21 protein-coding genes are annotated in these 24,658 nt (G+C 51.3%); 12 read left to right on the top strand and 9 right to left on the bottom strand.

The annotated features are described in order from the left end of the window. Positions 1 to 4,586: hypothetical protein (locus ACE5KN_RS14040; protein ID WP_375533094.1), on the bottom strand; the 4,586-nt coding region annotated here is incomplete at its 3' end. Positions 4,587 to 4,839: 253 nt separating this feature from the next. After that, entirely contained in the window at positions 4,840 to 5,868 is a 1,029-nt protein-coding gene (locus ACE5KN_RS14035) for an aldo/keto reductase (protein WP_375528530.1), read from the bottom strand. A gap of 174 nt (positions 5,869 to 6,042) precedes the next feature. Here ACE5KN_RS14035 and ACE5KN_RS14030 point away from each other — a divergent pair, with 174 nt between their 5' ends. Further along, on the top strand, positions 6,043 to 6,660 hold the full coding sequence (locus ACE5KN_RS14030; protein ID WP_375528531.1) for a TetR/AcrR family transcriptional regulator: 618 nt from the start codon (positions 6,043 to 6,045) through the stop codon (positions 6,658 to 6,660). A gap of 65 nt (positions 6,661 to 6,725) precedes the next feature. On the opposite strand, the gene ACE5KN_RS14025 is transcribed toward ACE5KN_RS14030, so the two are convergent. Continuing rightward, positions 6,726 to 6,983, bottom strand: a complete 258-nt coding sequence (locus tag ACE5KN_RS14025) for a YkgJ family cysteine cluster protein (RefSeq protein ID WP_375528532.1) — start codon at positions 6,981 to 6,983, stop codon at positions 6,726 to 6,728. A gap of 180 nt (positions 6,984 to 7,163) precedes the next feature. On the opposite strand from ACE5KN_RS14025, the gene ACE5KN_RS14020 reads away from it, so the two are divergent. Further along, positions 7,164 to 7,793 (top strand): LysE family transporter, encoded by a 630-nt coding sequence (locus tag ACE5KN_RS14020; protein WP_375528533.1) that lies wholly within the window; start codon positions 7,164 to 7,166, stop codon positions 7,791 to 7,793. A 109-nt stretch (positions 7,794 to 7,902) separates the two neighbouring features. Here the strand turns inward: ACE5KN_RS14020 and ACE5KN_RS14015 are convergent, their stop codons facing one another. Then, entirely contained in the window at positions 7,903 to 9,144 is a 1,242-nt protein-coding gene (locus tag ACE5KN_RS14015) for an amino acid permease (protein ID WP_375528534.1), read from the bottom strand. A gap of 153 nt (positions 9,145 to 9,297) precedes the next feature. On the opposite strand from ACE5KN_RS14015, the gene ACE5KN_RS14010 reads away from it, so the two are divergent. Further along, positions 9,298 to 9,555 carry a GlsB/YeaQ/YmgE family stress response membrane protein gene (locus tag ACE5KN_RS14010; RefSeq protein WP_375528535.1) on the top strand — a complete coding sequence of 86 codons (258 nt, stop codon included), beginning with the start codon at positions 9,298 to 9,300 and terminating at the stop codon, positions 9,553 to 9,555. 279 nt (positions 9,556 to 9,834) lie between these two features. Here the strand turns inward: ACE5KN_RS14010 and ACE5KN_RS14005 are convergent, their stop codons facing one another. Beyond that, a complete protein-coding gene (locus ACE5KN_RS14005; protein WP_375528536.1) occupies positions 9,835 to 11,463 on the bottom strand; it encodes an alkaline phosphatase in 1,629 nt (542 codons plus the stop codon). Between the two features lie 262 nt (positions 11,464 to 11,725). Here ACE5KN_RS14005 and deoR point away from each other — a divergent pair, with 262 nt between their 5' ends. From deoR to ACE5KN_RS13960, 9 genes are all read left to right on the top strand, one after another. Beyond that, positions 11,726 to 12,661 (top strand): DNA-binding transcriptional repressor DeoR, encoded by a 936-nt coding sequence (gene deoR, locus ACE5KN_RS14000; protein ID WP_375528537.1) that lies wholly within the window; start codon positions 11,726 to 11,728, stop codon positions 12,659 to 12,661. A 165-nt stretch (positions 12,662 to 12,826) separates the two neighbouring features. Continuing rightward, the gene (deoC, locus tag ACE5KN_RS13995) at positions 12,827 to 13,492 is read left to right on the top strand and encodes a deoxyribose-phosphate aldolase (RefSeq protein ID WP_375528538.1); all 666 of its coding nucleotides are present in this window, start codon (positions 12,827 to 12,829) and stop codon (positions 13,490 to 13,492) included. Between the two features lie 84 nt (positions 13,493 to 13,576). Continuing rightward, on the top strand, positions 13,577 to 14,758 hold the full coding sequence (locus tag ACE5KN_RS13990; protein ID WP_375528539.1) for a NupC/NupG family nucleoside CNT transporter: 1,182 nt from the start codon (positions 13,577 to 13,579) through the stop codon (positions 14,756 to 14,758). Between the two features lie 80 nt (positions 14,759 to 14,838). Next, a complete protein-coding gene (gene deoD / locus ACE5KN_RS13985) occupies positions 14,839 to 15,549 on the top strand; it encodes a purine-nucleoside phosphorylase (protein WP_375528540.1) in 711 nt (236 codons plus the stop codon). 56 nt (positions 15,550 to 15,605) lie between these two features. Beyond that, positions 15,606 to 16,907, top strand: coding sequence for a pyrimidine-nucleoside phosphorylase (locus ACE5KN_RS13980; RefSeq protein WP_375528541.1), 1,302 nt, complete (start codon positions 15,606 to 15,608; stop codon positions 16,905 to 16,907). Positions 16,908 to 17,103: 196 nt separating this feature from the next. Next, the gene (locus tag ACE5KN_RS13975; RefSeq protein WP_375528542.1) at positions 17,104 to 17,943 is read left to right on the top strand and encodes an amino acid ABC transporter substrate-binding protein; all 840 of its coding nucleotides are present in this window, start codon (positions 17,104 to 17,106) and stop codon (positions 17,941 to 17,943) included. A 65-nt stretch (positions 17,944 to 18,008) separates the two neighbouring features. Next, complete coding sequence (locus ACE5KN_RS13970) at positions 18,009 to 18,677, top strand: amino acid ABC transporter permease (protein WP_375528543.1); 669 nt, start codon at positions 18,009 to 18,011, stop codon at positions 18,675 to 18,677. 12 nt (positions 18,678 to 18,689) lie between these two features. After that, on the top strand, positions 18,690 to 19,436 hold the full coding sequence (locus ACE5KN_RS13965) for an amino acid ABC transporter ATP-binding protein (RefSeq protein ID WP_375528544.1): 747 nt from the start codon (positions 18,690 to 18,692) through the stop codon (positions 19,434 to 19,436). Positions 19,437 to 19,603: 167 nt separating this feature from the next. Then, positions 19,604 to 20,482: an effector binding domain-containing protein gene (locus ACE5KN_RS13960; protein ID WP_375528545.1), complete on the top strand. Its 879-nt coding sequence runs from the start codon at positions 19,604 to 19,606 to the stop codon at positions 20,480 to 20,482. 253 nt (positions 20,483 to 20,735) lie between these two features. Here ACE5KN_RS13960 and lpdD read toward each other — a convergent pair whose 3' ends face one another. The 4 genes from lpdD to ACE5KN_RS13940 form a co-directional block, all read right to left on the bottom strand. Then, positions 20,736 to 21,080 (bottom strand): prenylated flavin chaperone LpdD, encoded by a 345-nt coding sequence (gene lpdD, locus ACE5KN_RS13955; protein ID WP_375528546.1) that lies wholly within the window; start codon positions 21,078 to 21,080, stop codon positions 20,736 to 20,738. 14 nt (positions 21,081 to 21,094) lie between these two features. Then, on the bottom strand, positions 21,095 to 22,438 hold the full coding sequence (locus ACE5KN_RS13950) for an ATP-binding protein (RefSeq protein WP_375528547.1): 1,344 nt from the start codon (positions 22,436 to 22,438) through the stop codon (positions 21,095 to 21,097). A gap of 3 nt (positions 22,439 to 22,441) precedes the next feature. After that, positions 22,442 to 23,890 carry an RtcB family protein gene (locus ACE5KN_RS13945; protein ID WP_375528548.1) on the bottom strand — a complete coding sequence of 483 codons (1,449 nt, stop codon included), beginning with the start codon at positions 23,888 to 23,890 and terminating at the stop codon, positions 22,442 to 22,444. 603 nt (positions 23,891 to 24,493) lie between these two features. After that, on the bottom strand, positions 24,494 to 24,628 hold the full coding sequence (locus ACE5KN_RS13940) for a hypothetical protein (protein ID WP_375533093.1): 135 nt from the start codon (positions 24,626 to 24,628) through the stop codon (positions 24,494 to 24,496). Positions 24,629 to 24,658: the final 30 nt, after the last annotated feature.

Below are 24,658 nucleotides of genomic sequence, written 5' to 3'. Positions count from 1 at the left end.
GCTTTGATCTGATTTCCATCAACTTCGTCGATAATAAGGCTATCCTTGAGCTCGCCAGCCAGGTGGTCCCAAGAAACAGCCCCGGCTTTGATGTGGTTTCCATCGACTTCGTCAGTAATGAGGCTATCCTTGAGCTCGCCGGTTAAGTGATCCCAAGAAACAGCTCCGGCTTTGATCTGATTTCCATCAACTTCGTCGATAATAAGGCTATCCTTGAGCTCGCCAGCCAGGTGGTCCCAAGAAACGGCACCCGCTTTAATCTGGCTGCTGTCGACTTCGTCGGTGATGAGACTCTCCTGAAGTTTCTCGTCCAAATGTCCCCAAGAAACGGCACCGTCTTTGATTTGGCTTCCATCGACTTCGTCGGTGATGAGGCTCTCCTGCAGGTTTCCATCCAGGTGTTCCCAAGAGACGGCCCCAGCTTTGATCTGATTTCCGTCGACTTCATCGGTAATGAGGCTGCCCTTGAGTTCGTCGGCCAGGTGTCCCCAAGAAACGGCTCCGTCTTTGATGTGGCTTCCATCGACTTCGTCAGTGATGAGACTCTCCTGAAGCTTGTCGTCCAGGTGTTCCCAGGAAATGGCCCCGTTCTTGATCTGATTTCCATCGACTTCGTCGGTGATGAGGCTCTCCTGAAGGTTGCCGTCCAGGTGTTCCCAAGAGACGGCCCCGTTCTTGATCTGATTTCCATCGACTTCATCGGTGATGAGGCTCTCCTGAAGCTTGCCGTCCAAGTGCTCCCAAGAAACGGCTCCGTCTTTGATGTGGCTTCCATCGACTTCGTCGGTGATGAGGCTCTCCTGCAGGTTTCCATCCAGGTGTTCCCAAGAGACGGCCCCAGCTTTGATCTGATTTCCGTCGACTTCATCGGTAATGAGGCTGCCCTTGAGTTCGTCGGCCAGGTGTCCCCAAGAAACGGCTCCGTCTTTGATTTGACTTCCATCGACTTCGTCAGTGATGAGACTGTCCTGAAGCCTGCCGTCCAAGTGCTCCCAAGAAACAGCTCCAGTCTTGATCTGACTTCCATCAACTTCGTCAGTAATGAGGCTACCCTGCAGTTCCTCATTAAAATGATCCCAGTTCAGTGCCCCGGCCTTGATCTGATTTCCGTCGACTTCATCAGTAATGAGACTCTCCTGAAGTTCCTCGGCCAAATGGCCCCAGGAAATAGCCCCGTCTTTGATTTGACTTCCATCAACCTCACCAGTAATAAGGTTACTTTGAAGTTCGTTGGTTAAGTGCTCCCAGGAAACAGCCCCGTCCTTGATTTTGCTTCCATCAACCTCGTCAGTAATGAGGCGCTCTTGAAGTTCGTTCTTCAAGTGCTCCCAGGAGACAGCTCCCTCTTGCAGCGCGTCCCCCGTTATCGCTCCCGGAGTGATGTGGCGTTCCAGGACAGAGGAGGGTTGCAGATGATTGGAATCTACCGAGCCCGGCGCGAGGTGTTCGGCCTGCACGGCTTTGTCTGCCAGATGCTCTGTATGAACAGCCTTTTCCTCGATATGGACCGTTTGCACGGATTTTCGTGCAAGCTTGGAGGAGATGACGGATTCGTCAACTAACGCAGAGCTGTTAATTGCATCAGCAGCTACATGCCCTTCCGTTATTGAGCCTTCCTGCAGATGCTCGCTTTGAATTGCCCCAGGAGCGATATGACCGGCTAATACGGCCCTCTTGCCCAATGCCTCTGACTGTACAGACTCAGGGGTCATATGCCGGCTTTGTACAGTATGCTCTTCGAGATGGAACCCAGAGATGTTGTTCACTGCGATATGCCGTCCTGTAATCGTAGCGGCAGCCAGTTTATCTCCGGTGATGCTTCCTGGACGGATTGCAGCTTCGGTTACTGATCCGGGAGCCAAATGATTTTCCAGGATCGAGGACCCCTGCAGATGTTCCGAACGGATGGATTCATCTGCAATATGGTGTTCATGAACGGACTGTGCAGCAAGGTGCCTTTCTTGTACCGACTGTTCGGCTAAATGTACATCCTGTACCGATTGAGGCTCCAGCTTACTTGAGGTTACACTGCCATCGGCCAGCTTGCTTGATGTAACGGCCTTATCCCTTATGGTTTCCTCGGATACGGATTGGGCTCCCAAATTGCGTGCCAGTACGGCTTTGGGCTGCAGATGATCCGAATGAATGGCATTGTGGGCTATATGCTCCGATTGGACTGCTTCCTGAGCAAGCGCGGCGGACTGAACCGAACCGGGGGCTAAATGATACTCCAAAACAGATTGATCAGCAAGCTGATCCGACTGAACCGCTTGCTCGGCGAGATGCCGGGTCTCGACAGCCCCCTCGGAAAGCGCGTTCCCCGTTACCGCTCCTGCTTTCAGACTTGAAGCGGATACTGAATTGTCAGCCAGGTGGAGATCCTGTACAGAACCCGGCAGGATATGCTTGGATAGCACGGCCCCTGATGCAAGATGCGCTGCGGTCACCGCATTTTCGGCCAAATGGCTGCTTTTAACGGTCTGACCGGAAATATGGGTAGATTGTACAGACTCGGACGCCAATTTCTGAGAGGTTACGCTATGATCGGCCAGTTTGGATGTTGTGACCGACAGGTCGTTAAGCTTATCCGTTGACACACTCTCCGGCGACAGCTTCAGGGCTGTAATGGAATGATCCTGCAGATGATGAGAGAAGATAGAAGCCTTCTTCAAATGAGCGGAATCAACCGCCTCTTCGCCGAGGTGCTTGTTCTGCACCGCTGCTTCTGCCAAATGCCGGGACTGAACGGCCTGAGTCGCCAGCTTGGAAGCCGTCACGCTGTTCTCCGCCAGCTTCTCGGCCGTTATGGCCAGGTCGTTGATTTTGTCGGTAGATACGCTTTCCGGTGACAGCTTCAATGAAGTTACCGCATGGTCCTGAAGGTGCTGTGAGAAAACAGATCCATCTGCAATATGTCCGCGTTGCACAGAATGTTCAGCCAAAATTTCCGATGTGACTGAATGCGGCTTCAACTGGGGTGTGCCCACACTGCCGTTTGTAAGGTGCTCGGTGTGAATCACCCCCGGGGCAAGATGTCCCGGCCCCACAGAACTGTTTTGCAGTGCTGCCGGTCCTACGCTTTTAGCCGCCAAATGCGCTTCTTTAACCGCCGCAGGTTGAATATGAACGGAAGATATCCCTTCAGATACAATCTTCTCGCCACTGACGGAGGCCGCGGCCAGGGTCGTATTCGTTACCGCGCCGGCGGCAATTTTGTTCGTGGTCACCGAAGCGGGGGCAATATGCCGGGACTGCACCGCAGCCTCCTGTAAATGCTCGGAAGCTACAGCGCCCTCTGCCAGCTGCCGTCCTTCCACCGCTGCTTTGGCGATATGGCGACTAAGGACCGCTTCATCGGCGATTTTTTGCGGCAGGATGCTCTGGTCCGATATTTTGGAGGAGGTTATGGACTGGTCTACAATCTGCAGGGAGCCGACCGACTGATCCGCCAGCTTGGTGGATAAAATGCTGCGGTCAGCCAAATGCCGGTCGGTAATTTCCCCGGTGCCGATCTGTTCCTGACCGACGCTGCCCGCAGCAAGATGGGCGCGTTCGATCGCCTGGGAAGCGATATGCCCGGATTGAATAGCGGCCTGCTTCAGATGCTCTGGCCCAATAAGCTCATCCGCCAGCTGTTCGGCCCCGATAATGCCATGAGCCAGTTGTTCTTTGCCGATAGAACCGGGGGCAAGCTGATAGGCGGTGACGGAATGCTTCGCCAGATGTTCTGAAGTGACGCTGCCTGGCTGAATTTTCGCATCGGTGACGGCACCGTCGCGCAGCTTGGAAGTCGTGACCGCTTGTTCGCCCAGCTTGGAATTATCTACAGCTTCATTCGCAAGATGAATATTCCGGATCGCTCCGCTGCCTATTTTATCCGAAGTTACGGATTGATCCTTCAGCATTTCCGGGCTTATGAAGAAGTCTTTAAAGTGCCGGCTCTCCAGGGAGTGGTCAGCAATCTTATCTCCGCCTATGACTTTGTCAGCGAGCTTCTCCTGCGTGATACTCCCGTCTTTGAGCTTATCGCCTGCCAAAGATCGGTCCTGAATTTTGCGGCCTGGTATTGTTCCGTCCACCAGATGATCCCCTGTGAGGGAATCCGGAGCGATTTTGGCCGGTGTTACCGCACCGTCAGAAATTTTGATGCTGCTGACGGCATAATCCTCCAAATGATCCGTCTGGATGATCTCTTTTTTAAGCTTGCTCGAATCGATGGAGCCGGGGGCAATCTTGCTGCCGGTGACGGCTGCTTCACTGATATCGTCGGTGTATATAAAGCCCTGGTTCACATGAGGTGCCTTTTTGCTTTCAAGCAGCTCCTGTATTGGAACAGTCTGGTCGGAAGCGGGAAACGGCTCTTGTATGGCTGCCGCTGTATCTAATGATTCTTCTTTCTTAGCTGCAGCTTTATCATTCAATACTTGGATCTCAGGGAGGCTATTCGCTGATTCAGGTTTGGAAGGCTCTGGCACCTTAGCTTGTATGGTCGAAGGGACTGGGGCTGCAGGGATCTGCGGCGCGGTCACGGCATGGACTTGTATATCCGGTTTCTTGGCAGGTGTTAACCAATCCAGCTCATTCATATGGGGATTGTCAATAAAGTAGGGCCTCTTTTTTCTCCTGCTGCTCGCGGTGCTCTTGTTCTTTTTCAAACAGCTCTCTCCTTTCTTAGTCATCGTCACTGGCATCATATGCACTGTGTTAGGCCCTTGTCACCGGAACAAGCAGGGAAGGAGGATTTAACATGAAAAAAGAAGACCGCTCCCTCATGGAGATCAGGGAGCGATCGCTGATGGCAATATTTCAAGTGATCAATTTAAGTGCTTCGATATTTGGTCAAACTCGTCTGCGTCGGGATGAATCCAGCCATGCCGGTGTCCACATCTGTTCTTTGTCGTCCAATCTTTTGCCGGGAGGTACGATAGTGTCAATGATATCCAGAACGTCCGGACTAAGCCGCAGATCTGTGCCGGCAATAAACTGGCTTAGCTGTTCTGGCGTGCGCGGACCAAGAATCGTCGAAGTGACAGCAGGATGGCTTTGGATAAATGCCACCGCCATATGTGCAAGCGTCATACCTGCCTGATCCGCCACAAGCTGCAGCCGCCGGATGACATCAAACTTGTGCTTATTTTCCGGCAGCTCCGGATCAAGCGCTTGAGCTGCGGCTCCTTTTAAACGAGCGGCCCGTGACTGGTTATCTGCTGCCTGACCTGCCGTATATTTGCCGGTTAACAGTCCTCCTGCCAGCGGTCCGTAGGTCAATAATGCCAGATCATAGCGCAGGGCCATTTCTGTAATGTCCTGCTCAATACCTCGGTTGATCATAGAGTAAGGCGATTGTTCACTGACAAACCGCTGCAGGTGATGGCGCTCGCTTACCGCTTGCGCTTCCATCAGCTGCCATGCCTGGTGATTGGAGGTTCCGATATAACGGATTTTGCCTTCGCGAACCAGATCGGTCAGTGTACCCAATATTTCCGCAAATGAGGTGTCCGAAATAGGCTGATGAAGCTGATAAAGGTCAATATAGTCCGTTTTCAATCGCATTAGGCTTTGTTCGACGGCTTGTCGGATCCAGCGGCGCGAACCGCCGCTTTGATTCAGCTTGCTGCCAGGTTCAGCACCAAACTTGGTTGCCAGGACTACATCCTCGCGCCTGTCCATGATCGCCTGGCCAATGATCCGCTCAGATTCGCCATCAGCATAACGGTTGGAGGTGTCTATCAAATTAATTCCGGCATCGAGAGCCTGGTGAATGATTTGTATGCTATCCTTTTCACTTGCCAGCGCCCCGTACATTCCCCCGCCCAAGGCATACTGGCTGACCTTTATACCTGTACGTGCAAGATTTCGATAATGCATAGATCCAGTTCCCCCATTTCAGTATTGAACACATGTGTTGATTGGTGTTCTGAGGTCAATTATAATAGTGCGTAATTTGTTGGAACCATCATCAGTGTGGAGGGAGTGTCCCATAAAAGACACATCTCTGATATTGTTCATTAACGCATCCCAGTTACCGAAAGGAATCCGATGATGACTAAAAATACGGATCTGCGCGTAGTTCGAAGCCGGAAGCTCATAGAGCAGGCGTTGTTGGATATATTGGTTAATCAAGGAATAAAGAATCTGAATGTTAAAAATGTGACGGAAAAGGCCGGTGTGAACCGCGGTACTTTTTATCTCCATTACAAAGATATCTTCGACTTGATCGAGCAAACTGAATTAATGAGGGGGCTGCTGGATATTTTAGTGCCCATTCAGTTGAATGAGCTGCTGCTGCATCCTGATGATAACTCGCCTTTTCCGCCGATAACTGAAGCCTTTGAATATATGCAACGTCATTATTACTTTTTTAAGGCAATATTCCATCAATCTGCTCATGTCGAATTAAAAGAGAGACTGCTGTATTTGGTCGGAACCCGTATGTATGAACATTTGAAGCAGGCACATCCGCAATCTGACTGGTCTGCCCGGCCAACTGACTATATAATTGCCTATCTCGGTTCAGCCCAATTCGGTTTGATTCAGCACTGGTTTACGACAGACAAGTCACTTCCTCCGCAGGAAATTGCCCTGCTATTGACCCGGCTGATCCGGACTGTCCCCTGTCTTACCAATCATTTATCTGTTCCTGGCCATGATAGCATTTAGTAAGAGCCTTTAGACTATGAAAAAAGCAACCCCGGTCAGAGGTCTGACCGGGGTTGCTGCATGATTCAATTGGGCTGTGTCAGCTTTTCAAGCTCCGCCAGAATTTTGTAGGCCTCTTCGTCGGCAGCCCCGCACATCTCCTCGGATGCATGCAGCGAACTGCAGACAGCCGGTCGTTCCGGCCGGCCGAACAGCTTGCACTTCCCGTCCTCTGTAAGCTGCACACACGGCACGCCAGCGGGCTTGCCCTGAGACATACCGGGGATGGGGGATGAAATACTGATGACGATGCAGCATGCCGCGCAGCCTGCTCTGCATTCCATGGGATTCCTCCTCTCTCCTTAACCTGATCTGCGCAGCGCCCTGGAATTGTATCCAGTGTACCAGATGAGAGAAGGAGGTCAACCATTGTATTAAATTCTATTTGACCTGGTATATGCATACGATGAAGTGACCTGTCCATCGACGAAAAGCAGGCTATCTTTCTAAAAGGAGAGTGGACCATGCCGTCATTCCTTGCTCATGTCATGCTGGGCTTGTCACTGGCTGCCCCGATCGGCCCGGTGAATGCGGCTCAGCTCGACAAGGGGGCTCGTTTTGGTTTTGCCCATGCCTGGCTGGTGGGACTTGGAGCTGTGTGTGCGGATGCGCTGTATATGATGCTCATTTATTTTAGACTTGCCCATTTTTTAAGCACACCGTTTATGAAAGCCTTTTTGTGGCTGTTTGGCTGCTTTGTACTGATTTACACCGGGATAGAATCCCTGAATCATCTGCGCAGGAGGGCAAACGAAGAACAGGTGACACGCAGTATTTCGGGTTTTAGTTCTTTCCGTTCCGGCTTCTGGATGTCCCTGCTGAATCCGCTCAGCATTTTGTTCTGGCTTGGAATTTACGGCTCCATTCTGGCTAAGAGCGCAGAGAACGGCTTTTCCGAGCAAACGCTGTGGCACACCCTAGGCATATTTACCGGGCTGCTGCTGTGGGATTTGGCAATGGCTGTCACAGCCAGTACTTTCAAGCGATTCGCAAACAGTTATGTGCTGCATGTAATCTCCGCAGTTGCTGGGATTTCCCTGATCGGGTTTGGCCTTTATTTTGGCTGGCAGGCTTATATTCTCCTAACAGGGTAAAACGGTCATTCCGTTCGGGGGCTTGCCCGGACCGCCGCTCCTTTGCGCTGTTTACGCTTCTTTACGCGAACCGCCGTGGCAACCCCGACGAGCAGCACCAGCAGCAGGCTTATCCAGAAGCCTGGCAGGCTGGAGCCGTTCCCCAAGTCCCCGTAATTGCTAATATAATAAAAATGACGGCGGTCCAGGATTTTACTTGGCCTGCAGCAGTCGGCCGGTTCAGCCTCAGATACGAGAACAGAATAATCATCCATGTGTACAACAGGACAAGACCGCCCGCAGTTGTGATGTGTTCAAAAATACGGTTTGGAATCAGCAGCGCCATCGTTATGGATACGGCTAAACCTGTAGCATTAAACATCAATGCAAAGTACGGAATTTCTCGTTTGAAAGCAGTCCGTGACATCCAGCGGGGAGCGTCATGGTCCTTGGACAGGGTGACCAGCATGGTCGTAACGGCGTAAAGGGCGGCCACAAGAATCGAAAAACCTGCCGTTATCAGGACACCGTTCATAATGTGAACAAAAGCGTCCAGCCCCCAGCGGCCCAGCGCAATGACAAACGGGCTTTCATGCGGAGTAATCCACCCCTTGGGCACAAGGACCAGTGACAGCCCCACCGATAAAATATACAGGATAAGCACGAGTCCGATCATTGTACGCCCTGCTTTGGACGCTTCTTCCTGCCTGCGAAGCTGTCCGGCCATCAACCCCATAACTTCAATTCCCCCAAAAGCATAGAAGGCGTAAAGCAAGCCTGTCCATATTCCCTTCCAGCCCGGTTCCACCAGTTCGCCCAATCTCCTGCTTAAAGGCTCCCCGGCGGTCTGCGGTCCTTTACCATTAAACAGCATCACCAGAGCGATGATGACAAACATGATGATCGCCGCAATTTTGACCATGCCAAGTATGTTCTCCGCTTTCCCCAGCCCCCGAACGCCCAGTGCAACAATCAGCACAGCGAGGAGAGCATAACCCGCCGAAGCCACCCACAACGGGAAGTCAGGAAGCCAAAAGCGGGTGAACAGACCGAGTGCCGTAATCGTGCTGCCCAGAATTAGGATCTCCGAGCACCAATATATCCATCCTATGCCAAAGCCTGCCCAGTCCCCGAAGGCTTCCTTGGCATAGTTGCGAAAGGAGCCGCTGGCTCCACGGTCAGCCGAAAGTTTAAAAAGCGCATCATATACAAACAGGGTGGCAGCTGCGGCCATAACAAAGGTAAGCAGAATCCAGCCGCCGCTTTTGCGGATTCCTATGCTGGTGCCAAGAAAAAAACCAGTTCCGATCGTACATGCCGTACCGAACAGGGCAAATTGCAGCCAGGTCATTTTCCCATCGGATTTTTTCATCATCATCTCCTCCGTATCATGATTTGTAATGTTCTCAAAGAACGGAGGATTAAACCGGTAAAATTAGGCTGTTGGCTACAACAGTGTTACAAATCCTTGTGTTTGGTTAATAATAGATCACAACGACAAAAAAATTAAACGAGGTGAAACGACATGAGCTGGTTATGGGCATTGATCGTAGGCGGTATCATTGGTTGGTTGGCAGGCATGATTGTAGGCCGGGATATTCCGGGTGGGATTATCGGCAACATTATCGCCGGTTTCATCGGCGGATGGCTGGGCAGCCTGATTCTGGGCCATTGGGGTCCTGTCATCGGCAGCTTCTACATCATTCCGGCTCTGATCGGAGCGATTATCCTGGTTGCCATCGTAAGCTTGATTTTCCGTTCCATGGGAAGAAGCAGAAGTTAAACCTGTCGTTGCTGATGTAGAAATGCGTTGCTCGAACCTGCATACGAGCACGAACAGTATATTCATGAAAAAAGGGTGCCCCGCAAGGTCCATGACCTGGGGCACTTTTCGTATGTATGCGTGATGTTCAACTAATAGCATCTTTTAGAGCCAGTAATGCAAATGTACAATCCAGATAAGAATTTATTTTGAAAGCCAGTATTTATGAAGCCAAATCAGCAAAAAAGACCGTGTCGAAAAGACACGGTCTGATCCGGAAGGGTTCACGATTTTTCAGCATTATTTGATCAGATCCACAGCCTGCTGAGGAACAAAAACATTTTCGCCGTTGTATACAACAACACCTTCAAGGGAAGTGCGCTGTCCATTAAGGTCAGCTATGTTCTTGAATGCCGGCAGTTTCAAAGTGTCAGAACCTTTGGTTACTACCAGAACCGGATTTTGCGGATCTTCCTCGTTCAATGTCACCTTGGCTTGCTTGGCTTCAAACGCCTGTCTTGCCGGAACAAACAGCCTGTCTGTCGTCGCGTTCAGATCTACTCCAAGGGCTGCTGCCATGAATTTAGCGATGTCTGTGTTATCCAGGACGCCGGTAAGACGCTTGTCATCAGGCAGGTAAGAGTAAAGGATGACATCCCCGCCAGTATGTCCACCGGTGGTCCAGCCGATGCGGGCTCTTTTGCTGATCATAGGACCTACAATATAGTTCAGGGAGTCTTCCCCTTCACGGATAGCCTGCTCTTCGGCATCGGTCAGATCGGTAATTCCCCAATACTCCTCCATCACTTCACGCACGTTTGAACGTTCCTCGTTCAACATGGCTTCGAGGCCTTCACCCGTTAATTTTGCTTTACTGAGGGGGGCGATAAAGGTGGATAGAGGCTCTTCATCATAAGTTTTTGTCGTATCGGCGTTGCCGATCGTCAGTCCTCCGTTGCCATGGTCTGTCACAGCGAGGACAACAGTGTTCCCATTCTGCTTGGCAAAGCTGAGAGCCGTTCCTACAGCTTCATCGAAGGCCAGCACATCGCTGATGATGCCTGTCGGGTCATTCGCATGGGCTGCCCAATCCACCTTGCTTCCTTCTACCATGAGGAAGAAACCGTCTTCATCGCGAGACAGCACGTCGATCGCTTTTTTGGTCATATCTGCAAGGCTTGGCTGCTCGGCAGGATCACGGTCCATGTCATAGTCCAGCGCCTTTGGTGCAAACAGACCCCACAGCTTACCGGAATTGGATGCGTTCAGTTCTGCAGGAGTAGTTACATAATTATAGCCGGAGCTTTTTATAGCCTGAACAAGATCTTCACCGTCTTTGCGTCCTTCCGGGGTGAAGTACAAGCTTCCGCCACCCAGGACGACATCGATTCCGTTATAAACCTGCTGTTCGCTAAGTGCATCGTAATTGCTGCGGTCCGGGTAATGGGCGCTGAAATCGGCTGGAGTTGCATGCATGATCTCGGAGGTGGCGATAATACCCGTAGCTTTTTCGGCAAGTTTGGCGGCTTCCAGGACGCTGGCGACCGGTTTTTTGGCGTCTTCCGCAGCAATAGCTGCTTGTCCCGGCATGTTCGCAACATCAGGAAGCACGCCTACATAGCCTGTATGCGATTTATGCCCGGTCGCAAAGGCGGTGCCTGCCGGCGCCGAATCGGCGATGGCAGCGTCTGCGGAGTGTGTGCGGACCAGACCGCTGGCCATCTCATCAAGTGCGAGCGGAGTCCCGCCTTGATACCAGCGAGCAAGGGCTGTTGCGTCCGGAGCCATTCCGTCCGGAATCAGCAAAATGACATTTTTGGCTTTTGGCGCTTCATTGGCGCCCAGAGCATGAGCAGAGCTGGAGCCGGTTGTGAATAAGCTGGCGGTAAAGACAAGAGAAAGACATATCTTAAGCGCTTTTGTGTTCATCTTTTCCTCCTCAAAGTGTAATAATTACAATGAACATGCTAATGGAGAAGTATAAAATGACTACTGGAATTTTGTAAAATATATGTAATGACTGTCAATTCTGCAGGGGATTCTAATTAGAAAAATGACTATGCAATGCACATTTTATACCTTAAAAGAAGCCGGGAAGTGGCATCGTAAACAGAAGAGAGAAAAGGTATAATAGAGATCGTCTGAAGTGATTAATCTATTCCCATTATTTACAGATAAGTAGGTTGAATATATGGAAAACGAGAAGCAGAGGCTGAGTATAGAAGCAGCCCGTCTTTATTATTTGTCAGATTACAGCCAGCAGGACATCGCCGCCCGCTTGGGAGTATCACGCCCCACGGTGTCCCGAATGCTGCAGTACGCCAAAGAACGCGGATTCGTTAGAATCAGCATTGTCGATCCGTTGGAGGACCTGGACGCCCTCGCGGAAGAGGTCAAGCGGACCTATGGCCTTGATCAGGTGCTGGTATGCTACTCGCCGGAGAATGAATACAGGGTGATTCAAAAGCATATTAGCAAAAAGGCTGCTGATTTCCTGCATGAGACGGTACAGGATTCGGACATTATCGGCGTAACCTGGGGAACCACGATGCATGCCGTTGCGCAGCAGCTTCAGTCCAAGCCCGTGCGGGGAGTTGAGGTTGTGCAGCTGAAGGGTGGAGTCAGCCATTCGCATGTCAATACATATGCCGCCGAAATCGTGCAGCTGTTCGCCGATGCTTTTCACACCATTGCCCGTTACCTGCCGCTGCCCGTTATTTTCGACAGTGTCGCTTTGAAGCAGGTGGTGGAAGAGGACCGGCACATCCGCCGGATTATCGAGCTGGGCAAGCAGGCCAACATCGCGGTGTTTACAGTGGGAACCGTCAAGGAGGATGCGCTGCTGTTCAGGCTCGGTTATTTCAGCGCGGAAGAGCAGGCTCATCTGCAGCAAACCGGTGCCGGGGATATTTGCTCGCGTTTTTTTGATAAGAACGGACACATATGCAGCGAGGAGCTTAACAACCGTACCGTAGGCATTGATCTTGCCGATTTGAAAAAGAAGGAGAAATCGATCCTGGTGGCAGGTGGACAGCGTAAAATTGACGCGATCCGGGCAGCGCTTGTGGGGGGGTATGCCAACATACTGGTTACGGATCAATTTACCGCCCAGGCACTGCTAACCTAACCGTGGAAAAGCCGCCGTCGCATCAATGCGGCGTTTTTTGCGTTCTTATGGTTGGTTCTGAACAAAATTTCATAACTTAATTTACTTATGTTCAAGCACATGTTAGTATAGGCTTGAGTGAATTGGGTAATGATTTTCAAAGAATTAATTAAAGGAGCGGTTTACATGAATTTGGCTGGAATGATCGATCACACGCTGCTGCGGGCGGATGCAAGGGAAGCGGAAATCCGCCAATTGGCTGAGGAAGCGAAGAAATATAATTTTGCGTCTGTGTGTGTAAATCCGGCAAGAGTAGCTCTTGCGGCAGAGCTGTTGAAAGGCTCGGATGTGAAGGTATGCACCGTAATCGGTTTCCCGCTTGGGGCTTCTACTTCCGAGGTTAAAGCTTTTGAGGCGGGCGATGCGATTGCCAAGGGAGCGACCGAAGTGGACATGGTCATTAACATCGGCGCATTGAAGGATGGCAATGATGAGCTGGTTGAACGGGACATCCGGGCGGTTGTAGAGGCTGCGGCGGGCAAGGCGCTCGTTAAAGTTATTATTGAAACCAGCTTGCTGACAGATGAGGAAAAAGTCCGTGCCTGTGAACTGTCCGTGAAAGCGGGAGCAGATTTTGTGAAAACGTCCACAGGTTTCTCCACTGGAGGAGCAACACCGGAGGATGTGGCACTGATGCGTAAAACCGTAGGTGATAAAGTGGGCGTCAAGGCTTCAGGCGGGGTGCGCAGCCGGGAAGATATGGAGCGTATGATCGAAGCGGGAGCGACGCGGATCGGAGCCAGCTCGGGCGTGAAAATTATGGAAGGCGGGCAGTCCACAGCTTCCTATTAATCCGGAATAAAGATTGATTCAGGTGGGTGCGGCGCTGCTGCACAGACAGGAATCGATCTCTAAAAGGAGCTAAGGAGAGAACCTATGAAATACATCATTGCGATTGCGGGTCTGCTGGTTGTCTTTGTATTGGCTTTTGCTGCAAGCAGTGACCGGAGCCGGATCCGCTACCGTCCTCTGGTTGTGATGGCAGTTTTGCAGCTTGTGTTTGCTTTCATACTTCTGAACACCCGGATAGGGTCTTTATTGATCGGAGGCTTCGCGTCCGTATTTCAGGCTTTGCTCGCCTATGCAGGGGAAGGAATCAATTTTGTGTTTGGCGGCCTGGCGAACGAGGGAGCGGACCCGCCATTTTTCCTGTCTGTGCTGATGCCGATCGTCTTTATTTCCGCTTTGATCGGTATTCTCCAGTACATCAAGGTGCTGCCTTTTATCATCCGCTATCTTGGTTTGGCTCTGAGCAAGGTGAACGGTCTCGGCAAATTGGAGTCCTATAACGGGGTGGCGTCCGCCATTCTTGGTCAGTCCGAGGTGTTCATTTCGGTGAAAAAGCAGATCGGCCTGATGCCGCGCCATCGGTTGTATACGCTCTGCGCGTCGGCAATGTCTACGGTATCGATGTCCATTGTGGGCGCCTATATGCAGATGATCAAGCCGGAATATGTTGTGGCGGCGCTCGTGCTGAACCTGTTCGGCGGTTTTATGATCGCTTCGATTATCAACCCCTACACTGTAACCACGGAAGAGGATATGCTGGAGGTGCAGGAGGAAGAGAAGCAGTCGTTTTTTGAAATGCTGGGCGAATATATCATGGACGGCTTTAAAGTGGCCATCACGGTGGCGGCGATGCTGATCGGATTTGTGGCTCTGATCGCCTTGATTAACGGCATATTCAAAGGCATCTTCGGCCTTTCGTTTCAGGACCTGCTCGGTTATGTCTTTGCTCCCTTCGCATTCATTATGGGTGTACCTTGGAGTGAAGCGGTGCCGGCCGGAAGCATTATGGCTACCAAAATGGTGTCCAACGAGTTCGTAGCCATGCTGAATTTGTCCGGGATGACGGGGCTGTCCGCACGTACGGTAGGTATCGTTTCGGTCTTTCTGGTCTCCTTTGCCAATTTTTCTTCCATCGGAATCATTGCGGGTGCGGTCAAGGGACTTCACAGCAAGCAGGGAAACGAGGTGGCCCGTTTCGGCCTCAAGCTGCTGTACGGGGCGACGCTGGTTAGTGTGCTGTCGGCGACCATGGCCGGATTGTTCCTTTAATGAAAGTGGTGCCAGCTTTCCGAATGGGTTAAAGTAGAATTATCTTTTTAATTTATAATCCGCTAAAGGGGGAACGCTCAATGAGTGTACATATTGGAGCCCAAAAAGGGGACGTGGCGGAAACGATTCTGCTGCCCGGCGATCCGCTGCGTGCCAAGTACATTGCTGAAACGTATCTGGAGAATGTGAACTGTTACAACGAGGTGCGCGGAATGCTCGGTTTTACGGGAACGTACCGCGGCAAGCGGATTTCCGTGCAGGGCTCGGGTATGGGCATTCCGTCCATCAGCATTTATGCGAACGAGCTGATTACCGAATATGGCGTACGCAACCTGATCCGTGTCGGCACGTGTGGGGGCATGCAGCAGCATGTCCGTGTGCGTGACGTGATCTTGGCACAGGCGTCCTGCACGGATTCCAGCATGAATCGGCATGTGTTCGGTGGTTATGACTTCTCGCCAATCGCCAGCTTCCACCTGCTTAAAGAAGCGTACGAGCGGGGGACGGCCAAAGGCTTGAACATGCATGTCGGCAACATTTTCAGCTCCGATATGTTCTATCGTGACGATAAATCCGTCGTGGAAAAGCTCATGGCCCACGGTGTACTTGGCGTGGAGATGGAAACAACAGCGCTGTATACACTGGCTGCCAAGCATGGTGTAAATGCTTTGACCATCCTGACGGTAAGTGATCACCTGCTTACAGGCGAAGAAACGACTGCCGCTGAACGGCAGACCACGTTTAACGACATGATGGAGGTCGCGCTGGAAACTGCGATAACGCTGGAGTAGCACAAAACGAACGGAATTGATCCGTCCATTTTTTCACACAGTGAGGAGAATTCATGATGAGAATGGTAGACATCATTGAAAAGAAACGGGACGGGAAGGAGCTTACCACCGAGGAGATCCGTTTCGTCATCGAAGGATATACGAACGGCCGGATTCCGGATTATCAGGTAAGCGCGCTGGCCATGGCGATTTTCTTCAGGGACATGACCGCCCGTGAACGGGCGGATCTGACGATGGCCATGGTAGAGTCCGGCGAAACGATCGACCTATCCGCGATTGAAGGCATTAAAGTGGATAAGCACTCCACCGGGGGTGTAGGCGATACGACAACGCTGGTGCTGGCTCCGCTCGTGGCGGCACTGGATATCCCGGTGGCCAAAATGTCGGGGCGCGGGCTCGGACATACCGGTGGCACGATCGACAAACTGGAATCCATCGCAGGCTTTCATGTGGAAATCACCAAGGACGAGTTTGTCAAGCTGGTGAATGAGCATAAAATTGCGGTCATCGGCCAGAGCGGCAATCTGACGCCGGCTGACAAGAAGCTGTACGCGCTGCGGGACGTAACGGCAACTGTCAATTCCATTCCCCTGATCGCGAGCTCGATCATGAGCAAGAAAATCGCGGCAGGCGCGGACGCCATCGTGCTGGATGTAAAAACAGGAGCTGGCGCTTTCATGAAGACAGCTGAAGAAGCCGTGGAGCTGGCGAAAGCGATGGTCAGCATCGGCAACAACGTCGGCCGCAAGACGATGGCGGTTATTTCGGACATGAGCCAGCCGCTTGGACTCGCAATCGGGAATTCGCTTGAGGTTCAGGAAGCGATTGATACGCTGAAGGGACAGGGTCCGAAGGATTTGGAGGAGCTGTGTCTGGCGCTTGGCAGACAGATGGTCTATCTGGCGCAGAAGGCCGATTCGCTGGAAGAAGCGGAAGAGAAGCTGAAGGAAGCAATCCGCAGCGGACGCGCGCTGGAGAAATTCAAGGAGTTCATCGCCAATCAGGGCGGAGATCCGTCCGTGGTGGATCATCCCGAGCGGCTGCCGCAGGCAGCCTACCGTATTGAGGTTCCGGCGCAGCAGGACGGCGTGGTAGCCGAGATGGTGGCCGATGAAATCGGCACGGCAGCGATGCTGCTCGGCGCAGGCCGCGCCACGAAGGAATCCGAAATTGATTTGGCGGTCGGCATCATGCTGAACAAGAAGATCGGCGACAGTGTCAAAGCGGGAGAATCGCTGATGACCATCCATTCCAACCGGGAGAATGTGGACGAGGTGCTGGAAAAGATTTATGCGAATGTGCGCATTGCGGACCATGCGGAAGCTCCCGTACTGCTGCACGGTGTCGTAACAGAATAAAATGCAGAAGGCAGGCCTTCAGGGACTTAGTTCCCTGAGGCCTGTTTTTTCGCAGTATGTATGGAGTTATATAATTCTCACTAAATTGATTGGAATTATAATAAATTGATTGACTCGAACAATTTAATAGTGTACTATTCATTTTGTCGGGTTTGTCCCGCAGTTAGAATATTTAATGAAGAGAGAAGTGAAGGATATGAAGAAATTCAGTCTGTTGACCTTGATGCTGGCATTTGTGATGGTTTTACTGGCGGCATGCGGCGGCAATGCCAATAATGCGCCTTCGAATAACACGGCTTCAGGCAGCGGTGAAGCGGCCAATAATGAAGCGCAAAGCGGGCTTGAAGCTGTGAAAGCGAGCGGCAAATTGCGGATCGGTACCGAAGGTACATATGCTCCTTTTACGTTTCACGATGCAGCAGGCAACCTGACGGGCTTTGATGTCGATATTGCCCGGGAAGTAAGCAAACGTATCGGCGTAGAGCCGGAATTTATCGAGACGCAATGGGACGGTATGTTTGCAGGTCTGGATGCCAAGCGTTTTGACGTCGTATTCAACGAAGTGTCCATTAATGATGAACGGAAGGCGAAATACGACTTCTCCGACCCGTACATCGTCTCTAAAGCTGTGCTGATCGTGCATCAGGACAATAATGATATCAAGAGCTTTGCGGATCTGAAAGGCAAGAAGTCGGCGCAGTCGCTGACAAGCAACCTGACGGAAATTGCGAAGAGCAACGGCGCTGAAATCGTAGGCACGGAAGGCTTTAACCAGGCCATCGACCTGCTGCTCTCCAAGCGAGTTGACGCGACTGTCAATGACGGATTGTCCTTCCTGGATTTGAAGACACAGCGTCCGGATGTGCCGCTCAAAGCAGTGGATGAAGCCGATGATGCTGCAGAAAGCGCGGCATTGTTCAACAAAGGTAATGATGATCTGGTGCAGGCTGTAAACAAGGCATTGGCAGATATGAAGGCTGACGGAACCTATCTGACCATTTCCAAGAAATATTTCGGCGAAGATGTTTCCAAATAAGGTTCGGGTTCATCTATGGATGATCACAAAGGACTGCGAATTGACTGTAAAAGGATGTCTGGCTAATGGACGATCGCAAAATACAGATTTTAATCGATTCCTTTTGGCCCCTGCTTAAAGCAGGGGTCGCTTTTACGATTCCGCTGGCGCTTATTTCCTTTGCGCTTGGTTTGATCGTAGCTTTGGCTACCGCCCTGGTGCGGCTCTCCAACTGGAAGATCCCCAATCTGATCGCCCGTTTCTACGTATGGGTTATCCGCGGCACACCACTGTTGGTGCAGTTGTACATTATTTTCTACGGCCTTCCTTCCATAGGAGTTGTGCTGAATCCGTTTCTTGCTGCCATCATCGGGTTTACGCTGAGTGTGGGTGCTTATAATTCGGAAATTTTCCGGGCAGCAATCCAGTCTATTCCGACAGGGCAATGGGAGGCGGCCTCCTCATTGGGCATGACGAGGGCACAGGCGCTGCGCCGTGTCATTCTGCCTCAAGCAGCGCGTGTATCCGTGCCTCCGCTGGGGAATTCCTTTATCAGCCTGGTGAAGGATACATCACTTGCAGCCACCATCACCTATATAGAAATGTTTCGCGCATCACAGCAGATTACAGCGACTACTTATGAACCGCTGCTTGTATATACTGAAGCCGGCGTGATCTATTTGGCATTCAGCTCGGTGCTGTCTGCGCTGCAGAATTATCTCGAAAAACGGACAGGCCGTCATACAGTCAAATAAGGAGGGGTGCCGATGATCGAGATCAGGAATTTGCATAAATCGTTCGGCCCGCTACAGGTGCTGAAGGGAGTAGACCTGTCGCTGGAGAAGGGCAAGGTGCTTGTTATTATCGGTCCCTCGGGGTCGGGTAAAACAACGCTGCTGCGCTGCCTTAATCTGCTGGAGTTTCCGGATCAGGGGACACTTGAGCTGGGAGGACTATCGCTCAGCTTTGGAGCAAAGCTGAAGAAGGAAGATGTACTGGCTTTGCGCCAAAAAACAGGCATGGTGTTCCAGTCATACAACCTGTTTCCACACATGACTGTGATGCAGAATGTGATGGAAGGGCCTGTGACCGTGCAGAAGAAGGATAGAACGGAAGCCCGGGCACGGGCTCTGGAGCTGCTGGAGAAGGTCGGACTGGCTGAAAAGGCCGATGTCTACCCGCATCAGCTGTCCGGAGGGCAGCAGCAGCGGGTCGGTATTGCCCGGGCAATGGCAATGGAGCCTGAGGTCCTTTTGTTCGACGAGCCGACTTCAGCGCTTGATCCTGAGCTTGTCGGCGAAGTGCTGAAGGTCATGAAACAGCTGGCGTCCGAGGGGCGGACGATGGTGGTCGTAACACATGAAATGAAGTTTGCCGCCGATGTGGCGGACAAAGTCATTTTTATGGACGGGGGTTATATCGTTGAACAAGGGCCGCCGCAGCAGGTGATCAGCAATCCGACCAGCCCGCGGGCAGTGCAGTTTCTGAAGCGCATCAGCGGGCAGGAGGATTAAATTGAGCACGGTAATACAAAAGCTGTCTATCAAGCATTGTTGGCTTGGAGGCAGCTTTTTTTGTTCATAAAACGTTTATTAAAAATAAGCACAATAAATCAAAAAAACGCGGCAGCTGTATCGTACAATAAGCACATACACAGCGAAATGAAAGAGAGGTTGAAGACATGGACTATTACAAAAGCATCCAGTCTGCTGTCGATTATATGGAAGCAAACCTGCAGAAAGCCATGGACATCAGACAGATCGCGGGACAAGCAGGATTTTCTCCATTTCATTTTCAGCGTTTGTTCCAGGCTATATCCGGCTTTTCCGTGCAGGAATATATCCGCAAGCGCAGACTGACGGAAGCGGCTGTTGTGCTGCGGAATACAGATGCGGCTATCCTGGATACGGCCTTATCCTATCAATACCAGTCCCAGGAAGCATTCACGAGGGCGTTTGAGCAGTTCTGTGGTGTTACACCTGCAAGGTACAGGAAGGCTGAGCCGGAGCCAGGCATTGCACGTCAAACCAAGCTTGATTTTCTGAAATTCCGTGAGCTGACGATCAAAGGAGAAATGAAGATGAATAAGCCAAATCTGGTACATCTCGAAAACATCCCTATTCTGGGTGTTCGTTATAAAACGACATTGGAGGATGAAAGATATTTCGCGGAAATCCCCGGTTTTTATCATGATTTCGGCATGAATCAGTATTTTCTGCAAATCCCGGATAAAGCTGCTCCAGACTTTTCATACGGTATCGCATGTGATTTCCAGGATGACGGCGAATTTTCATTTGTCGTCGGCGAGGCTACCAACAGTCTGGTGACAACCCCTGATTTGAACTGGTTCAGCTTTGAACTGCCTGGCGGCTTGCATGCCGAATTTAAAATCGATGGAACGGCGGACGATACGCAAAATGTAAGGAAATACATCTATGGGGTGTGGCTGCCGAACTCGAACTATATCCGACGAGAAGGGCCGGATTTCGAGGTGACGGATGTACTAGGTTCACGCTACCCGGACCGGATGAAGATGAGCATTTATATTCCAATTAAGTAAGATGTTGTATGACGCTCCGAGAACGAACCATTCCTACAATCGCTGTTGCCCCCGAATTTTTTTGAATTATTTTTAAGCGGAAGAATTTCGGGGACAAAGGCGAACGCTCCGCTTTTCCGGAATTGCTTCGTCCCCTCCGCTGCTGCGTGCATATCCCCTACCTAAACAACAAAAAATAGCTAAACTTTAGTCAACTCGCAAGGTTCTTGGACAGCCCCAATGGCTATGGAGTCCTAAGCTTACTCAGTCGGATTTATTTCCCGTTTAAAAGCATGACCAATTCATCCCCAAGGCTGACGCCCATTTCGGTAAGCTGTTTGATCTCCTCGGAAGTAATGTTGTCCAAATGCGCACCGCAGCAGATGGCGAAATTGCCGCGGAACTGCTTGCGCAGGCGGACGGCGATTTCCTCGGTAATGTAGAACTCCTTGTGGTTTTGCAGCTGCACCGTTTGCAGCGGCTCCAGCCGCGTGCCCGCGGTGATCGTCCCCAGATGGGGACGGTCGCCTCCGGACAGCAGTACGACTACGTCCTCCCCCATAAAATAAGCATCCAGTACAAGCTGGATCCGGCCAGCTGTTCTCTCCAAGTGAATCATAAATGCTCCCCCATCTAAAAAAAGCCGACTTTGCCTGCAGCGGTTTCCTTCAGCCACTCGTTTTTGCGTTTCTTATCCAACTCGCCGCGCATATTGAAGATAATGTCTTGCACATGAGGCTCTCCATGCTCATGCCACTGCAGCGCAGCGCTCACATACACTTCCCCGAGCTGGGCAAGCGAGAAACCCTCGGTGAGACGGACCGTCTCTGCCATAGCTTCATCATCCACAAAATTTCCAAGTCCCCGCAGCTCCAAATACTGCCGGCGCAGTATTTCATCGGGAAGGGCGATCTCATAGGCACGGTCGAACCTTCCTGCACGGTTCATCAGGCCAGGATCGATTTTTTCCGGGTAGTTCGTCGTTCCGATCAGAAAGATGCCTTCCTTCGAAGTGGCTCCATCCAATGTATTCAGGAAAAAAGAACGGACCTCCTGCGGCATGGAGTCGATATCTTCAATAATGAGCACCATAGGTGCCAGACGTGATGCGGCCTCGAAGACGCTTTTGACCGATTCGCTGGTGGTGTACTCGGTAATCTGCCAGTAAGCAGCGGGACCGGGGATACTGCCCGCAATCGATTTTACGAGCGTTGTCTTGCCGTTGCCAGGGTGCCCGTAAAGCAGTATGCCGCGCTTATAAGGAATATTATAGGTACGATAAAAGGTGCGGTCAGACTCAAAAAACTGGTCGATCGACCGGTAAATTTCCTTTTTGATCTTCGCGGCCAGCACCACCTCGTCACGGGTTACCGAACGCGTCACCGGCTCTGACCGGCGCTCAATTCCGTGGCTGGTATCCGTAAACACGGTCACCTTATTCATGTTCTGCTGCCGTTCCCTGGTACGGATTCCGCCCAGAAAAGAGCGGAGCTCCGCATCCCCGACAGCAAATACATAATCCTCGTGATAAACGCCATTCAACCGGAAGAAAGGCACTCTGGCCAAGGCCACTCCCCATTTCGGATAAGCGAACACATTGTTCAGCACGGAGAGATGGACTCCATATTCGGGCTGGTCTCCTTCATCGTCGTAGCGGATTGTTTTTTCCTCCAGCTTGTCGAAGATCTTGGCGACATGCTGCACTTCCGGATTTCCTTCAAGGATATCTGAACGCAATAAGTCCCAGTATTCGATATTCGGGTCACTGCTGGCATACAGCCGATAGTCAATCCCATAGCGGTCGTATAAAGCGCGGCTGATCCCGTCAATGAGGCGGGCGTGCTCCGCATAGCCGTCAATCCGGCCCTCGGATTGTTGATCATAGGAGTAAATCACGGGAGGGGGCGGATTCCCGGAAACTGAGGAAGCCGGGGAGGCTTCCTGTTCTTGAACTGTGTTATGTGTGCTTATAATCATCTATTACTTTGCTCCTTTCACGGCAGCCAGTGGCTTGCATTTGGCAACTACTGCGGCAAGACCGGCGCCGGTAACACTATCGATAATTTCATCCACATTTTTGTAAGCCTGCGGAGATTCGTCAATAATCGACTCCAGCGAACGCTGATTCACGACCACTTCCTCCGCGGTTCCGACACCGAGCGCCTGCTCAAAGTCGCTAAGGCTGACCAGACGCTTCGTAGCAGTGCGGGAACGGGCGCGTCCTGCGCCGTGGCAGATGGAGTAAAAGTTGTCATATCCCCCTGACTGGCCCACCATAATGTAAGAGGACGTGCCCATTGATCCGGGAATGAGGGCGGGATGGCCCGTCTCCTGATACGGCTTTGGATTGTCAGGATGTCCGGCAGGAAGCGCACGGGTCGCACCCTTGCGGTGTACAAACACATTACCGTGCTGCTCATGCTGCTCCGACCAGGCGTAGTTGTGCATTAGATCATACAAAGTGCGAAATTCACAGGCAGGCCCGAACACATCGCGGAATGCTTCACGGATGGAATAAGCGATCAGATGACGGTTGACGACCGCATAGTTCAGTGCGGAATACATCATATTCACATAATGAAGGCCTTCCGGGTGCTCCAGGGGAGCAAACTTCAGGTTTGGATCGGAGGTGCCGAGCCCGAGACGATGCATTGCTTTGGCGATCGCCGCCGAGCTCATGCGGCTGACATAACCTCCCCATGCGCGTGAACCGGAATGAATCATGACTGCGACCTGTCCGTCGAACATGCCCCAAGCTTCCGCGATCTCCCGGCTGCTTTCGGCAATTTCGAGCGTCTGAATCTCCGCAAAGTGATTGCCGCCGCCGAGCGTGCCAAGCTGCCGGTGCGCCCGGTGCCAAGCCGCTTCCTCCACCAGGTTCAGCACTTCCTCATCATAGGTGAATTTACTTCGTTCCACGTGGCTGAGCGAGGTTGATTTTTTGGGCGTGTAGCTGTCGGGAATGTATTTCTTCGGAAGTCCGTGCAGCCCTTTGCGCACGATATGCTCCAGGCGGATATCTCCATAGTGGCCGCGCTGATTGGCTTCCATGGGCAAATATTTTTCAATCGTCTTCACCAGCTTGCGGCGCAGCTTCACATCACGGATATCATCCTTATGCAGCGGAGTAAGATGAACACGCATTCCGCAGCCGATGTCACTGCCCACGATGGAAGGGGACACATAACCGTCAGCCTCATCCCATACGGCTGTCGTTCCGATGCATGTTCCGACCCCGACATGTACGTCTGGTGTGTAGCTCATATACCGGATGCCGGGAATTTGCAGATTGTTGTTGGCCATCTCGAACACTTTGTAATCAAGCGCTGCGAACAGTTCCTGTCCGGCATAAACGCTAAGGTCACCGGCAGGCAACCGCACGAGATGACGGTATGGGGGCTGCTGCCCCTGAGGTGGTATGGTATTCATAAACTTGTGATTCCTCTCTTTGTTGAAAAATGTGTAAAAAATGAGAAAAAACCGCAGACTCATCGTCCGCGGCTGCAGGTCATTACGTATTCGGATCCATACCGCCCGAAAAGACGGTAATAGGTTCAAATCTAAAAGCCTGACTTGGTGCCGGCCTCCGCCCGTGGAAACCGGCACAGCATATCACGTCGCCCGATAGGGGCTGATGAGACAAGGTAGTACATATGATATTAGGATTTGTTCTGTTTTCGTAACAAGTGTATTTACATGAATCATTGTTCATCAGCCTCCCTCTTCAAAAGTTATGTCTTATCTTAATGGCAATGTGTGGAAGCTGTCAACGTCTAATTTCAATGGAATGATGATGTTATAGAAAATAACGAATGAAGATAGAAAATTTCTATTCGATTTCTATTGCATGCTGAGAATTTATGCCAAGGAGGGCCTTGTTTCATCATATTTTCTTCGGGAAAAAGAGAGAAATGCAGAAAAACACTCTTTCTATAGGACTTTATAATCATGTTAAATGAGAAAAAAGTAGTAAATTTATATAAATTCCTAAAAAAGAGCTTGCCTGGTTTCTGCATGATAACTATACTGACCTTAATGTAACTTAATTTTCCAATTACTTCTTTTTATCTCCAAACTTTCAGCTTTTTTCAACTCTTCTTTTTCTTCTCTCAGCATGTTCCCTCCACGATCGGCTATTAATGCTTCAACTCTATTGGACAAATTCATAGATTCCTGAAGGAGGTGGTCCAGCAAAAG

The sequence above is a fragment of the Paenibacillus terreus genome (genome assembly GCF_042138595.1).
Classification (GTDB): domain Bacteria; phylum Bacillota; class Bacilli; order Paenibacillales; family Paenibacillaceae; genus Paenibacillus; species Paenibacillus terreus.
Note: the sequence above shows the minus strand (reverse complement) of the source record. Positions and strands in the feature narration are given on the sequence as shown.

Bases quoted from the DNA above. Each gene is read 5' to 3' on its own strand.
- ACE5KN_RS14035 (WP_375528530.1), bottom strand. From the start codon at position 5,868: ATGCATTATCGAAATCTTGCACGTACAGGTATAAAGGTCAGCCAGTAT.
- ACE5KN_RS14030 (WP_375528531.1), top strand. From the start codon at position 6,043: ATGACTAAAAATACGGATCTGCGCGTAGTTCGAAGCCGGAAGCTCATA.
- ACE5KN_RS14025 (WP_375528532.1), bottom strand. From the start codon at position 6,983: ATGGAATGCAGAGCAGGCTGCGCGGCATGCTGCATCGTCATCAGTATT.
- ACE5KN_RS14020 (WP_375528533.1), top strand. From the start codon at position 7,164: ATGCCGTCATTCCTTGCTCATGTCATGCTGGGCTTGTCACTGGCTGCC.
- ACE5KN_RS14015 (WP_375528534.1), bottom strand. From the start codon at position 9,144: ATGAAAAAATCCGATGGGAAAATGACCTGGCTGCAATTTGCCCTGTTC.
- ACE5KN_RS14010 (WP_375528535.1), top strand. From the start codon at position 9,298: ATGAGCTGGTTATGGGCATTGATCGTAGGCGGTATCATTGGTTGGTTG.
- ACE5KN_RS14005 (WP_375528536.1), bottom strand. From the start codon at position 11,463: ATGAACACAAAAGCGCTTAAGATATGTCTTTCTCTTGTCTTTACCGCC.
- deoR (WP_375528537.1), top strand. From the start codon at position 11,726: ATGGAAAACGAGAAGCAGAGGCTGAGTATAGAAGCAGCCCGTCTTTAT.
- deoC (WP_375528538.1), top strand. From the start codon at position 12,827: ATGAATTTGGCTGGAATGATCGATCACACGCTGCTGCGGGCGGATGCA.
- ACE5KN_RS13990 (WP_375528539.1), top strand. From the start codon at position 13,577: ATGAAATACATCATTGCGATTGCGGGTCTGCTGGTTGTCTTTGTATTG.
- deoD (WP_375528540.1), top strand. From the start codon at position 14,839: ATGAGTGTACATATTGGAGCCCAAAAAGGGGACGTGGCGGAAACGATT.
- ACE5KN_RS13980 (WP_375528541.1), top strand. From the start codon at position 15,606: ATGAGAATGGTAGACATCATTGAAAAGAAACGGGACGGGAAGGAGCTT.
- ACE5KN_RS13975 (WP_375528542.1), top strand. From the start codon at position 17,104: ATGAAGAAATTCAGTCTGTTGACCTTGATGCTGGCATTTGTGATGGTT.
- ACE5KN_RS13970 (WP_375528543.1), top strand. From the start codon at position 18,009: ATGGACGATCGCAAAATACAGATTTTAATCGATTCCTTTTGGCCCCTG.
- ACE5KN_RS13965 (WP_375528544.1), top strand. From the start codon at position 18,690: ATGATCGAGATCAGGAATTTGCATAAATCGTTCGGCCCGCTACAGGTG.
- ACE5KN_RS13960 (WP_375528545.1), top strand. From the start codon at position 19,604: ATGGACTATTACAAAAGCATCCAGTCTGCTGTCGATTATATGGAAGCA.
- lpdD (WP_375528546.1), bottom strand. From the start codon at position 21,080: ATGATTCACTTGGAGAGAACAGCTGGCCGGATCCAGCTTGTACTGGAT.
- ACE5KN_RS13950 (WP_375528547.1), bottom strand. From the start codon at position 22,438: ATGATTATAAGCACACATAACACAGTTCAAGAACAGGAAGCCTCCCCG.
- ACE5KN_RS13945 (WP_375528548.1), bottom strand. From the start codon at position 23,890: ATGAATACCATACCACCTCAGGGGCAGCAGCCCCCATACCGTCATCTC.
- ACE5KN_RS13940 (WP_375533093.1), bottom strand. From the start codon at position 24,628: ATGAATTTGTCCAATAGAGTTGAAGCATTAATAGCCGATCGTGGAGGG.